This is a genomic window from Stenotrophomonas sp. YJH_SMC_131 (genome assembly GCF_059367975.1).
Genome location: NZ_JCAFRJ010000004.1, coordinates 30760 through 43299, shown reverse-complemented (window position 1 = coordinate 43299; position 12540 = coordinate 30760). Strand labels below are relative to the sequence as shown.

The window sequence follows — 12540 nt, the reverse complement described above, 5'->3', positions numbered from 1 at the left end:
CGGCAGCGCCGAACCCTGCCCGGCGGATCAGGCCGCAAGGGTCGGTAGTGCCGGCCGCTGGCCGGCAGATCAAAACATGTCAACCAAGGTTGACACCCACCAAGGCGGTCCCGGTTGGCACCCACCAGAGCAGGTAGGGCCAGGCCATGCCCGGCAGATCAGGCCACAGGATCGGTAGTGCCGGCCGCTGGCCGGCAGATCAAAGGCATGTCAACCAAGGTTGACACCCACCAAGGCGCCTCCGCCCACAGGTCAATTACCGATGACGTCGGTGCCCTTCGGCGGGGTGAAGCTGAAGGTACCGGCGGCAAAGCCCGGGTTGCGCTTCCAGCCGCTGAAGCTGATCACGGTGCGCTGGCCGACGGCGTCGGTGATTTCCATCTTGGCCAGGCCCTGGGCATTGAAGCCCAGCGCGGCATACTGGAAGCTGGCTTCGGTCTCGCGCTTCGGCGACAGCGACAGCCACTGCAGGCCATCGCGCTGCGCGGCCTCTTCGCTGACGTCGTACTGCTGCTCCAGCAGCGCCGGGTTGATCAGCGCGGTCAGCGGGCTGTTCTGCTCTTCCTTGCCCTGCTCGCGCACGGTGGCCTGTTCCAGGTCCGGCTCATACATCCAGACCTTCTTGCCGTCGGCCACGATCAACTGCTCGTGCGGGCGCACGTATTCCCAGCGGAACAGGCGCGGCGCCGACAGGGCCACGCGGCCACTGGTCGATTCCTTCACCTTGCCGCGGCTGTCGAACACCTGCTGGCTGAACTGGCCATCCAGGCCCTTCAGGCCACTGGTGAAGGTCTTCAGGTCATCGCGGGCGCCTGCCCAGGCGCTGCCGGCGGCGGCGCAGGCCACGGCCAGGGTGGTGGTGGCAAGGAAACGACGGAAGCGGAAGTTCATGCGGGAATCCTGTGGGCGCGGGCGCCAGGAAAGGTGGTTGCCAGTGTGCCCGGGAAAAGATGAATGGGCGATCAGGGCGACATTATGCCGCCCTGAACGTCCATCGGCGATTCAGCCGCCCGAGCCCGGCAGCTTGCCGTACAGCACCTGGCCACGGAAGCCACGCCGCACTTCGCGATACAACGCGCGGAACGCGGTGTAGTCCTGCGGCTGGCACAGCGCCTCCGGGCCACGCACCGCGTTCTGCTGCAAGCGATGGCGCACGATCACGTCCTGCCCCTCGCGGCTCCAGTCCACGCGGTACTCGCCAGCGGCGTTGGTGAAACGCTGGTTGGCCGGGATGGCGATGATCGGCGCATTGGCCGGGAACTGCAGGCGATAGGTTTCCTCGCGCAGGCTGGCATTGCAGTAGAACGGCGTCTCGTTGGCCGGCGCAGAAGCGGTGGCGTACAGGCCACGCACCGACTCGCCGCCCGGCGGATCCGGCACGGCCATGCCGCCGGCCACGCTGAAGTCGGCGTAGTCCTCGGCCTGGAAGGCCATGCGATAGCCGAACGGCCGGGTCAGGTCGACCGGCACGCCCTGGATCTGCAGCTGCCCTCGCCCGTCGAAACCGGACGCGGCCATGATCTGCTCCTCGGCGCGCGCACGGTTCTGCGCGTTGAGCTGGGAGAACTGGGCGCGCATGCCGATCTCGGCGTTCTCGCCAAGCTTCGGAATGGTCTCGCCGCGCAGGTTGCCGTTGGAGTCGAAGGTGAAACGCACCTCCATCGAGGTGGCGTTGCGCTCTGGCGTGTTGGCCGGGGTGCGCGCCAACGAGGCGTCGCGGGTACGCATCACCGGTGCGCCGAGGTCGCCTTCCGGCAGCTGCCCGAAGCGGGCCCACGCGGTGGTCGAATCAAGGTACAGATCGAATTCCGGGATGTAGGTGATGGCGTGGTTGAAGCGGCCCAGCACCGGAATCTTCGGCAGCGTCGGGCCACCGCCGGCACCGATCAGCACCGGCGAGCTGGCGATGCCCTTGGCTGCCAGCAGTGCCTCAAGGATCGTCACATGGTCCTTGCAGTCACCATAGTGGTTGTCGAGGATGCTCTGCGCGCTGTTCGGCTCCAGGCCGCCATTGCCCAGGTACACCGCCACATAGCGGATGTTCTGCGCCACCCAGCGGTACAGCGCATCGGCCTGCTCGCGCCGGTCGCTGATGCCAGCGGTGATTTCATCAGCCAGCGCCTGCAGCGCCGGGGTCACGTCGGCCGCCGGGCCGGCCTTGAGTTGGTAGGCGCGTCCCATCTGCGACCAGTCACGATAGGTGCTGGCCATGATGTTCGGGCCGAACTCCCAGCCCGCCGCCGACCAGTTCTGTGCCGGCATGGCTTCGCGCCGCTGGTAGCGCCAGCGCCACTGCGCCTGGCCGTTCTTCACCGTCGGGCGATCGCTGCCCTGCACGCCGCGGCTGTCGACGAACATCGGCAGGTTGGCCGGCGCAGTCAGGGTGACCTCGGCGTCTTCGTACTCGGTGAAGACGTTGAAGGTCTCCCACAGGCCGAAATAGCCCGGGAAGTACGGCGTGGCCTGGGTGCGGCGCACCTGGTAGTACAGGCGCGTGCCCGGGGCCAGGTTCGGGAACACGATCACCCGCACCTTGCGGTCGGCATACATCGCCGCCGAGGCGCTGGAGTAACTCTCCTGGGTGTAGATGCGATCGGCCGGCACGTCGCGCCGCTGGCCATCGGCGGTGATGGTGTAGGCACCGAGCACTTCCAGCGTCTCCATCTTTTCGCTGTAGCTCAGCCGCACCTGGCTGAACTGCTCGACGGAAGCCTTGGTCTTGAGCAGGACTTCGTAGGTTTCGGTCTGCACATTGCCCGCATCCGGCCGCACCTGGTAGTCGGCGCGGTAACGGACAATGCTGAAATTATTGCTGGCTTCGGTATCGCCGCTGGTGGAAGGCGGCGCCGTGGCGGGCGCGGAGGTGGCGGTTTCTGCCAGTGCCGGGCCGGCAGCCAGGAAGGCTGCCAGCGCCAGCGCGCTTGGTACGGGGTGAAGCATGCGTCGGTTCCTTGGACGTCGTGGGGGATACGTCGGGCCTTACTTCGGCGGCGGCGGTGCCAGCACCGTGCGGTCGCCGTTGTGCTCGGGCGGGCTGACCACGCCGGCCGCTTCCATGGCCTCGATCAGTCGCGCTGCACGGTTGTAGCCGATCTTGAGCCGGCGCTGCACGCCGGAAATCGAGGCGCGGCGGGTCTCGGTGACCACCCGCAGCGCTTCGTCATACAGCGGGTCGGACTCGTCGCCGGCCGCACTGGTCTCGGGCAGGCCGGTGGCACCGACGACCACGCCGTCGCCCATCGTCTGCACCTCGTCCAGCACCCCGTCGATATAGTCGGCCGGGCCCATCGCCTTGAGGTGCTCGACCACGCGGTGCACTTCGTCATCGGACACGAACGCACCATGCACGCGCTCGGGCAGCGCGGTGCCCGGCGGCAGGTACAGCATGTCGCCGTGGCCCAGCAGGGTCTCCGCGCCGGACTGGTCGAGGATGGTGCGCGAGTCGATCTTGGAGCTGACCTGGAAGGCGATACGGGTCGGGATGTTGGCCTTGATCAAGCCCGTGATCACGTCCACCGACGGGCGCTGCGTGGCCAGGATCAGGTGGATGCCCGCCGCACGCGCTTTCTGTGCCAGGCGCGCGATCAGCTCTTCCACTTTCTTGCCGACGATCATCATCATGTCGGCGAATTCGTCGATGAAGATGACGATGAACGGCAGCGTCTCCAATGGACGCGGCGCCTCGCCCAGCTCCGGGTTCGGCTTGAACAGCGGGTCCATCAGCGGCTGGCCGGCATCCTGCGCTTCCTTCACCTTCTTGTTGAAGCCGGCCAGGTTGCGCACGCCCACCGCGCTCATCAGCTTGTAGCGGCGCTCCATCTCGGCCACGCACCAGCGCAGGCCGTTGGCAGCCTCCTTCATGTCGGTGACCACCGGCGCCAGCAGGTGCGGGATGCCCTGGTAGACGCTCAGCTCGAGCATCTTCGGGTCGATCATCAGCATCCGCAGATCTTTCGGCGAGGCCTTGAACAGCAGGCTCAGCACCATCGCGTTGACCGCCACCGACTTGCCCGAACCGGTGGTACCGGCCACCAGCAGGTGCGGCATGCGCGCCAGATCGGCCACGGTCGAGCGCCCGGCAATGTCCTTGCCCAGCGCCAGGGTCAGCACGCTGGCCGACTTGTCGTATTCCTTCGAGCGCAACAGCTCGGACAGGTAGATCATCTCGCGGGTGACGTTGGGAATTTCCAGGCCGATCACCGACTTGCCCGGAATCACGTCGACCACGCGCACCGACTTCACCGACAGGCCGCGCGCGATGTCCTTGTCCAGCGAACTGATCTGGCTGACCTTGATGCCCGGCGCGGGCTCGATCTCGAAGCGGGTGATAACCGGGCCGGGGTTGGCGCCGACCACCTGGGCGTCGATGCGGAAATCCTTCAGCTTGAACTCGATCTGCCGTGACAGCGCGTCCAGGGTTTCCTTGTCGTAGCCCACCGGCTGCGGCTTGGGGTCGTCCAGCAGGGCCAACGGCGGCAGGTCCGAGCCGTCGCCGTTGACGCCACGGAACATCGGGATCTGCGTGTCGCGCTTGGCCCGATCACTCTTCTCGATCACCGGTTCCGGGCGCGGCTCGATCTTCACCGGCTCGCGCTTGGCGCGGACCTCGGCATCGGCCTTGCGCACCTCCTGGCGCTCCTCGCGCATCACCCGGGTCTGCTGCCACTCGGTGACTTCTTCCTTCTTGCGCGCCAGCAACGGTGCCAGCGACATCACGCCGCGGCCGATCTTTTCCATCACCGTGAACCAGGACAGCCCGGTGGCCAGGGTGATCGAGGCCAGCAGCAACACCAGCACGAACAGGTTCGCGCCCAGCGCACCGAAGCCCACCGTGAGCGAATTGCCAACCAGCTTGCCGAGAATGCCGCCGGCGCTGGAGACATCGCCGCTGAACAGGCGTACATGCAGGAAGCCGGTGCCGGCGATAAGGAATCCGACCAGGCCGACCAGGCGCAGCGCCGGGTCCAGGTCGTTCTCGCCCTTGCTCTCGCGCTTGAGGCCGAACATGGCAATCCACGACAGCGCACCGAGCACCACCGGCAGCAGGAAGGCGATGTAGCCGAACAACTGCAGCAGCACGTCGGCGATCCAGGCGCCCGCGCGACCACCGAGGTTGTGCACCGGCGCGACCACGCTGCCGGTGTGCGACCAGCCCGGATCCGTCGCTGAATAGGTGAAAAGACTCGCCGCCAGATAGAGCAGGGCCGGCGCGATCGCGATCAGGCCCAGGTCGCGCCAGAGGCGCTGGCGGCGTGGATTGTCGGTCGTCGCCGCCGCGGCCGTGCGACGTGACGCCTTGCTGTCGTCCGACTTGGAGCGTTCAGGGACCTGCTTCGCCACCTTAGACCATACCTTTGGAATGCGCTGTTAGTGATTGATAATAAATGAGACGGCGTCAGTTTTCAGTTATGCGACTTCTGACCGGGCCCGGACAGGGCCGAAACCACCGCTGGATGACGGCGTTCTGTTCATCGGCTTGAATCGCCCTGCCCCAGCCGCCACTCTATGACCAGCCACGGATGCTGCGCAAACATCGCCAGCGCCTTGTCCCATCTACCTTTTCGCGAGTCTACATGAGCACCAGCCTGCCCTCCCGCCACCAGCGCCTCGTCATCCTCGGTTCCGGACCGGCCGGCTGGACCGCCGCCGTCTACGCCGCCCGTGCCAACCTGAAGCCGGTCGTCATCACTGGCCTGCAGCAGGGCGGCCAGCTGATGACCACCACCGAGGTGGACAACTGGCCGGGTGACGCCCACGGCCTGATGGGCCCGGACCTGATGGCGCGCATGCAGGCCCACGCCGAGCGCTTCGAGACCGAGGTCATCTTCGACCACATCCACACCGCCGACCTGTCGCAGCGCCCGTTCAAGCTGATCGGCGACAGCCACGAGTACACCTGCGACGCGCTGATCATCGCCACCGGCGCCACCGCCAAGTACCTGGGCATCCCGACCGAAGACGAGTTCAAGGGCCGCGGCGTGTCCGCCTGTGCCACCTGTGACGGCTTCTTCTACCGCGACCAGGACGTGGTCGTGGTCGGCGGCGGCAACACCGCGGTGGAAGAGGCCCTGTACCTGTCCAACATCGCCCGCAAGGTCTACCTGGTCCACCGCCGCGACACCCTGAAGGCGGAGAAGATCATGCAGGACAAGCTGTTCAGGAAGGTGGCCGAAGGCAAGATCGAGACCGTCTGGCACCACCAGGTGGAGGAAGTGCTGGGCAACGACGCCGGCGTGACCGGCGTGCGCGTGAAGTCCACCCTGGACGGCGGCACCCGCGACATCGATGCCCACGGCTTCTTCGTGGCCATCGGCCACCACCCGAACACCACCCTGTTCGACGGCCAGCTGGCGATGAACAACGGCTACCTGGAAATCCGTTCGGGCCTGGGCGGCAACGCTACCCAGACCTCGGTGGAAGGCGTGTTCGCCGCCGGCGACGTGGCCGACCAGCACTACCGCCAGGCGATCACCTCGGCCGGCTTCGGCTGCATGGCCGCTCTGGACGCCGAGCGCTATCTGGACGCGCAGGGCAAGGCCAGCTGAAGCGCTGATTATGCTCTGTAGAGTCGAGCCATGCTCGACTCAGGAGAAAGGCCGACGCGAAAGCGTCGGCCTTTCTCGTTACATCCCTGCGGCAGCCGTATTCTCAGGCAAGCCATTTCGATCAGGGCCGGCCGCACCGGGAACACAACGAACGGTGTGAGGCACGGGCTGCGACTTGACCCCATCCGCATCCAACACATGCGTCTCCCAGCCGAGCGTCCCCACGCTGTCGCGACCGCAGCTGAGTTGCATCCTGCTGGGCTGGTCAGGCGAATCGATGACCACCGTCCGTCCGCTGCAGTTCCACCCTGATGGGCACAGCGTATTGCGGGTGATCAGGCTGATCGGGAATTGCGGATGGCCCGCAAACGCCACGTCCACCTCGCGCGAGTCGCCGGATGGAACGTCGACATCTGCGATCGGCTGCCCGGACAGCGGCTCACACGTCTTTCCTGTTGCCCACAGGCGATAGCCCTTCTCCACCCCTTTCATCGACGCCGAGCGGAAGACGGGGTCCTGCAAGGCGGCCACATCGTCAGGATTGGAGTGGTAGGCGGTTTCGATGATCACCGAGGGCATCTTCCCGATGCGGTTCTCGCCGTGCCTGGCCGAGGTCGAACTCTCGCGAATCGGGAAATCCCGATAGCCCGGTTGCGCTCGGATGATTTCACGCATCCCACAGAGAATGCTATCCGCCAGCGCCTTGTCCTGCGGTTTGTCCTGATGATAGTAGACCTCGGTTCCACGCAGACTGGCTGAATCGCTGCCATTGGTGTGCAGGCTCAGCATCACATCCACACCCAGATGGTTTGCGTAGTTGGGGCGAGCCCGTATGTCCTCTTCCTTTTCGCGAGCAGACTCTGGGCTGTTCGGAAACTCATTCCACATGTCGGTGCGTTCGGGGAAAAGCGCCTTGAGGTGGTAGCGGGATGACATGTGCTCCCATGGCTTCCCGGACTCCGGATGGAGTTCCGTGGAGCGGCTGCGTGCCCGGTGCACCGTCAAACCGCTACGTTGTTCGATCAATCCTTGCAGTTCGTCACCAAACAGTGGACTCAGCGTGTCTTCCTGAATGCCGAGAGGCGCTGGGCGCTGAAACTTCCATTCTCTGCTGGGATGCAAGCTGATGTAGCCATGGCTTGCTGACACCAAAGCTGATGTATGCGTCGACTTCTCGTTCGTCTTCGGCGGAACGGCCAGATCCTCGGGGTAGTATTCCTCAAGGGTTTTTCCGTCAAACAGGAAGTCAATATCATTCACATCCAGTCCCGACTTCTCGGCGTAGTACCTCAACGTAGACGCCATCGGAATCAGGAAGAGCTCGTCATAACCGCGATCCGGGCCGGGAAGGTATCCAGGCCCAAAGCTGATCACCATCGATCTTGCCTTCACATCCAGACGGATGCTGACGCTGATTTGTCGCAGTTCACCCCTCTCCTGCAAATGACGCGTCAGCTGGTTCGAAGCTTCACGCTCCAACAGCGCAACCGCCTCCGCGTGAGCACCTGCATCCTCAAGCACTTTCGCCGGCTGATCTCCAGAAGCCAACACGGGCGGCACAAAGATCAGGCCGCACGCGACCGCGGCAGTTGCAAGCTTCAATCCCTTCATTGTTGATTCCTCCATGTGGTGGGACACACGCCGCTCATGCGGCGTCCCGCCACCCTGCCCAGCCGCGCGACGGCGATTCCGCAACACAGCGCACACGGATGGAGAATTCAAATTTTCCTCACCTCCAACCGAAACAAACCAACCCAGCTCCGCCAACACCGTTCGCGATCCACCTGGCCTATCCTTGCCAACCATGCCCTCCACCCGCTTCCTCCACTCCCTTCAGTCCATTCCCGCCACCGACTGGGATGCCCTGCACGACGGCCAGAATCCGTTTATCAGCCACGCCTTCCTCTCAGGCCTGGAAGAGCACGGCTGCCTGCGCGAGGACTGGGGCTGGCAACCCCGGCACTTCACGCTGTGGGAGGGCGAGCGCCTGATCGGCGCAATTCCGGGCTACCTGAAGACCAACTCCCACGGCGAATTCGTGTTCGATCACGCCTGGGCCAATGCCTATGCCCGCCATGGCCGCGACTACTACCCGAAGTGGCTGGGCGCGGTGCCGTACTCGCCGGTCACCGGGCCGCGCCTGCTGGCCCGTCACGATTCAGAGCGCACTACGCTGCTGTCGGCGTTGCGCGATGCACTGCCGGCACTGGAGGTGTCATCGGCCCATATCAACTTCCACACCGCAGCGGACGAAGCGCTGTTCGGCGATGACTGGCTGCTGCGCGAGGACGTGCAGTTCCAGTGGCAGAACCCGGGTGACTGGGCGACATTCGACCAGCTCCTCGGCGCGATGAACCACAAGCACCGCAAGAACATCCGCCAGGAACGGGCCAAGGTCACCCGCCAGGGCATCAGCTTCCGCGTGGTGCACGGCGACGAGGCCAGTCGCGCCGACCTGCAGGCGATGTACCGCTTCTACCTGCAGACCTTCCTGGAATACGGCAATGCCCCGGCGCTGACCGAGCCCTTCCTGCGCCATCTGGCCATTTCATTGGGACGCGGGCTGGTGCTGTTCCTGGCCGAGCAGGAAGGCCAGCCGATTGCCGGCGCGCTGTGCCTGCGCGGCGGTGACACGCTGTACGGCCGCTACTGGGGCGGCGCCGCCCTGCCCGGCCTGCACTTCGAAGCCTGTTACTACCAGGGCATCGAGTACTGCCTGCGCGAAGGCCTGAGCCGTTTCGAACCCGGCGCACAGGGCGAGCACAAGCTGGCGCGCGGCTTCCTGCCTACACTGGTGCGCAGCCGGCACTGGGTAGCCGATCCGGAGTTCGCCGAGGCGTTGCAGGACTGGTGCCGGCAGGAACGGCGCGATGTGCGGCGCTACCAGCAGGAGCTGCAGGGGCATGGGCCGTTCCGCGTAGAGCCGTAGCGGGAAGGCGTGCCAACCAAGGTTGGCACCCACCAGTGCATTGGGCGGGGACAACGTTGGCGTCTGCCAGAGCAATGGCGCGCGCCAGGCTCAGGTGCACTGCCAGAAGTGTCCGCTCACCCGGCACGTCGCGCACCAGAACGTATAGAGCATGCCGCCGCTGCCCCACAGCAGGGTGCCCTCACCCGTGGTCGGCAGCGTCGAATCGAGCTGCATCACGAAGGGCATCTCCTCGCCACAGTCGATGCATGCCGGATACCAGGCGCTCTGCACCCAGCTGGGCGCGCCGCCCACACGCGACAGGTTCTGCCGATGGTTGGACTGGCCCCAGTCCTGTTGCTGCCAGCGCGCACCGTCCATGGCGGCCAGACCCACCTCGGCCTGCATCAGATCACCGCTGTCGGTCGGCGTGGCCGGCACCTCCAGACGCTGGCTGGGGTGGCAGCTGGGCAGGCCGGCAGCATCGTGGCGATAGAAACGCACAGGCGGATCTTCCCAACCGCAGCAGTCCAGGCACAGGCCCAGCGTGATCTCACCCGCCGCGCCCGGCTGCAGCGCGGCAGCATCGGTTCGCAGCAGGCGCTGCAGCGGCGCATGGCAGCTGCCACACAGCGCTTCCAGCGGTCCGCCCATGTGGCCGGCGTGCTGCACCTGTCCGCCATTCCAGGTCGGGTGCAGGTGCCAGATGCGCTTGCGCCAGCTTGGCTCGTCGGCCAACTGCGCGCGGTGCTGCTCACGGCCGAAGCGGATGTGCAGCGGCTTCTCGCCGTGCAGGCGACGCGGCCGCGGACCGTTGGCCACGCCAGCCCAGTGCGCCCAGATGTCGGCATCCAGCTGGCCCCAGTCGACGAGGTAGCCCCGGGCAACGGCATAGGTTTCGGGCTGAGCAGCGAGCAGCAGCACCCTCGCGCGCACCATCTCCCGATCGTCCCCGGCCTCGGCCAGCAACTGCGCCCAGTGCGCGGCAATCGCGCCGGGCAAGCCCCGCCAGACCTGCGAGGCCAACTGCACCTCATCCTCATGGGCCACCACCAGCAACGCCTCCCAATCGTCTTGCAGCACCTGCGGCGCCTGGTAGCTGGCGAACTCCATCACGCTGGCCAGCAGTTCACCTCGCTCGCCCTCGCGATAGCGGCGCCAGGCCTCGGCCGCGACTGCGGGCACCGCCTCGTCCGGCAGCAGGTCCAGCGCCATATCGAGGAAGGCCGAGCCCGGCGAGCGACGCGCCATGGCCTGCAGCATCAACTCACCCAGCTGGTGCGGATGCTCGGTGGCCAGCGACAGCAGCATGCCCTGGCTGTCGTTGCGCGTGCGCGGGGTGTCATGCAGGTCGAGGATGGCTGAGATCGGGTCGCTCATTCGCAGGCTCCTTGCCGGTGAAGCGTGATGGTGCCAGACATCATCCATCACCACGGCGAATACAATGCCGGCATGACCCGCCAGCTGCCCTGGCGCCTGGCCGACGCGCCGGACGCCCCCTTCCCGCCGGCCGAGACCGCTCTGCGCCAGCCCGACGGCCTGCTCGCCGTGGGCGGCGACCTGCATCCGGCGCGCCTGCTCAACGCGTATGCGGGCGGCATCTTTCCATGGTTCAGCGAGGGCGAGCCGATCCTGTGGTGGTCGCCCGACCCGCGCATGGTGTTCCGTACCGATGGCGTGCATCTGTCCAGCCGCTTCCGGCGCCAGTTGCGCGGCAGCACATGGGAGGTCACCGCCGACACCGCCTTCAGCCGGGTGATGCGCGCCTGTGCGGCGGCACCGCGGCCCGGCCAGGACGGCACCTGGATCAGCCCCGACATGGTCGAGGCCTACAGCCAGCTGCATGACCTCGGCTTTGCCCACTCCTTCGAGGTCTGGGACCGGCAGACGCTGGTCGGCGGCATCTACGGGGTGGCCATCGGGACGATGTTCTTCGGCGAGAGCATGTTCAGTGGCGCCAGCGGCGGCTCCAAGATCGCCCTGGCCGCGCTGGCATCCACGCTTCACGGCTGGGGCTGGGCGCTGATCGATGCCCAGGTGGAGAATCCGCACCTGCTGCGGATGGGCGCCGAGCACCTGCCGCGCGCGGCGTTCCTGCAGCACGTCCGCCACGCGGTGCGCCATGACGGCCGTGAAGGCCCGTGGACGCAGGCGGTCGGACGCCTGCCGGCACAGCGTTTGGCCGGGGGTTAACACAAACTTTGCAAGCTGGGCCGGTCACGCGTAAAATACTGCGCCTTAGGCCCAGCGTGGCCGTTTTCTGAACCGCACAGGACTACATGTCGAAAGACGATTCCATCGAGTTCGAGGGCACCGTCAGCGAGACGCTGCCGAACACCACTTTCCGCGTTCGCCTGGAAAATGGGCACGAAATCATCGCCCACATTTCCGGCCGCATGCGCAAGAACTACATCCGCATCCTCACCGGTGACCGGGTCAAGGTTGAAATGACCCCGTACGACCTGACCAAGGGTCGTATCACCTACCGCATGAAGTAAGCGGTCGGCGCGTTGCGCCACTTCGACAAGGCCAGCCCTGGTTGCTGGCCTTTTGTCATGCCTGCAATCCGGCCCTGCCGGAGGTCATCGTGACCGAACGCACCGTGGCGTCGGTCAGCCCTGCTTGCGGCAGATTCGCATCTTCATCCGTGGCGGCATCGTGGGACCCGATCCAGTCCGGATCGCCATTCCCCTGCCTCGCCATGAACATGCTCACGTTGACCGCCCTGCTCGTCGCCGTTGCCACGTCCGCCAGCGCATCGCCTGTGCGCGCCGCCGAGCCCCCCTCCACGGCCAGTGACTGCATCCAGCTGGGCAGCGACCAGCAGATCGTGCGCGCCGGCGTTTCGCGGAACATCCTGCTGCGCAATGGCCAGGACCACTATGTGGTGCATTTCCAGAACGACTGCTCCACTGCCGGCTACTCGCGGAAACTGAGCTTCATCACCGAAGGCCAGCAGGGCCTGCTGTGCAGCGCCGGCCGCAGCCAGCTGCGCACCGATGCCGACCACTGCCGGGTGGCGCAGATCGAACCGATCGACGAAGCCACCTTCCAGAAGAAGGCCCGCCAGCGCGGCCGTTGATGGCG

The 12540-nt window shown here is 66.0% G+C and carries 11 protein-coding genes; 5 read left to right on the top strand and 6 right to left on the bottom strand.

Features of this window, described 5'->3' with window-relative positions; translation table 11 throughout:
- Nucleotides 1–252 precede the first annotated feature (252 nt).
- The 3 genes from lolA to AC5P56_RS09780 all read right to left on the bottom strand — a co-directional run bounded on the left by lolA (nucleotide 253) and on the right by AC5P56_RS09780 (nucleotide 5340).
- A complete protein-coding gene (gene lolA, locus AC5P56_RS09790) occupies nucleotides 253–891 on the bottom strand; it encodes an outer membrane lipoprotein periplasmic chaperone LolA (protein WP_005413289.1) in 639 nt (212 codons plus the stop codon).
- 111 nt (nucleotides 892–1002) lie between these two features.
- Complete coding sequence (locus AC5P56_RS09785) at nucleotides 1003–2940, bottom strand: DUF3857 domain-containing protein (protein WP_049439869.1); 1938 nt, start codon at nucleotides 2938–2940, stop codon at nucleotides 1003–1005.
- Nucleotides 2941–2979: 39 nt separating this feature from the next.
- Nucleotides 2980–5340, bottom strand: coding sequence for a DNA translocase FtsK (locus tag AC5P56_RS09780; RefSeq protein ID WP_014647088.1), 2361 nt, complete (start codon nucleotides 5338–5340; stop codon nucleotides 2980–2982).
- Nucleotides 5341–5573: 233 nt separating this feature from the next.
- Between AC5P56_RS09780 and trxB the strand changes: the two genes are divergently transcribed.
- On the top strand, nucleotides 5574–6545 hold the full coding sequence (gene trxB, locus AC5P56_RS09775) for a thioredoxin-disulfide reductase (protein WP_014647087.1): 972 nt from the start codon (nucleotides 5574–5576) through the stop codon (nucleotides 6543–6545).
- A gap of 78 nt (nucleotides 6546–6623) precedes the next feature.
- Here trxB and AC5P56_RS09770 read toward each other — a convergent pair whose 3' ends face one another.
- Nucleotides 6624–8156 (bottom strand): N-acetylmuramoyl-L-alanine amidase family protein, encoded by a 1533-nt coding sequence (locus AC5P56_RS09770; protein WP_241886793.1) that lies wholly within the window; start codon nucleotides 8154–8156, stop codon nucleotides 6624–6626.
- Nucleotides 8157–8349: 193 nt separating this feature from the next.
- On the opposite strand from AC5P56_RS09770, the gene AC5P56_RS09765 reads away from it, so the two are divergent.
- Entirely contained in the window at nucleotides 8350–9474 is a 1125-nt protein-coding gene (locus AC5P56_RS09765) for a GNAT family N-acetyltransferase (protein ID WP_241886792.1), read from the top strand.
- Nucleotides 9475–9564: 90 nt separating this feature from the next.
- Here AC5P56_RS09765 and AC5P56_RS09760 read toward each other — a convergent pair whose 3' ends face one another.
- The gene (locus tag AC5P56_RS09760) at nucleotides 9565–10833 is read right to left on the bottom strand and encodes a hypothetical protein (RefSeq protein WP_049439875.1); all 1269 of its coding nucleotides are present in this window, start codon (nucleotides 10831–10833) and stop codon (nucleotides 9565–9567) included.
- A gap of 72 nt (nucleotides 10834–10905) precedes the next feature.
- Here AC5P56_RS09760 and aat point away from each other — a divergent pair, with 72 nt between their 5' ends.
- Complete coding sequence (gene aat, locus AC5P56_RS09755) at nucleotides 10906–11646, top strand: leucyl/phenylalanyl-tRNA--protein transferase (RefSeq protein ID WP_014647084.1); 741 nt, start codon at nucleotides 10906–10908, stop codon at nucleotides 11644–11646.
- 86 nt (nucleotides 11647–11732) lie between these two features.
- Nucleotides 11733–11951: a translation initiation factor IF-1 gene (infA, locus tag AC5P56_RS09750; RefSeq protein ID WP_005409596.1), complete on the top strand. Its 219-nt coding sequence runs from the start codon at nucleotides 11733–11735 to the stop codon at nucleotides 11949–11951.
- Nucleotides 11952–12006: 55 nt separating this feature from the next.
- Here infA and AC5P56_RS09745 read toward each other — a convergent pair whose 3' ends face one another.
- Nucleotides 12007–12168, bottom strand: a complete 162-nt coding sequence (locus AC5P56_RS09745) for a hypothetical protein (RefSeq protein WP_154344210.1) — start codon at nucleotides 12166–12168, stop codon at nucleotides 12007–12009.
- On the opposite strand from AC5P56_RS09745, the gene AC5P56_RS09740 reads away from it, so the two are divergent.
- The gene (locus AC5P56_RS09740) at nucleotides 12161–12535 is read left to right on the top strand and encodes a hypothetical protein (RefSeq protein ID WP_141098667.1); all 375 of its coding nucleotides are present in this window, start codon (nucleotides 12161–12163) and stop codon (nucleotides 12533–12535) included. The two genes, AC5P56_RS09745 and AC5P56_RS09740, sit on opposite strands and share 8 nt — an antisense overlap.
- Nucleotides 12536–12540 lie beyond the last annotated feature (5 nt).

Excerpts from the sequence above, each read along its gene's own strand:
- lolA (WP_005413289.1), bottom strand. The coding sequence starts at position 891 with ATGAACTTCCGCTTCCGTCGTTTCCTTGCCACCACCACCCTGGCCGTG.
- infA (WP_005409596.1), top strand. The coding sequence starts at position 11,733 with ATGTCGAAAGACGATTCCATCGAGTTCGAGGGCACCGTCAGCGAGACG.
- trxB (WP_014647087.1), top strand. The coding sequence starts at position 5,574 with ATGAGCACCAGCCTGCCCTCCCGCCACCAGCGCCTCGTCATCCTCGGT.
- AC5P56_RS09785 (WP_049439869.1), bottom strand. The coding sequence starts at position 2,940 with ATGCTTCACCCCGTACCAAGCGCGCTGGCGCTGGCAGCCTTCCTGGCT.
- AC5P56_RS09760 (WP_049439875.1), bottom strand. The coding sequence starts at position 10,833 with ATGAGCGACCCGATCTCAGCCATCCTCGACCTGCATGACACCCCGCGC.
- AC5P56_RS09765 (WP_241886792.1), top strand. The coding sequence starts at position 8,350 with ATGCCCTCCACCCGCTTCCTCCACTCCCTTCAGTCCATTCCCGCCACC.
- AC5P56_RS09770 (WP_241886793.1), bottom strand. The coding sequence starts at position 8,156 with ATGAAGGGATTGAAGCTTGCAACTGCCGCGGTCGCGTGCGGCCTGATC.
- aat (WP_014647084.1), top strand. The coding sequence starts at position 10,906 with ATGACCCGCCAGCTGCCCTGGCGCCTGGCCGACGCGCCGGACGCCCCC.
- AC5P56_RS09740 (WP_141098667.1), top strand. The coding sequence starts at position 12,161 with ATGCTCACGTTGACCGCCCTGCTCGTCGCCGTTGCCACGTCCGCCAGC.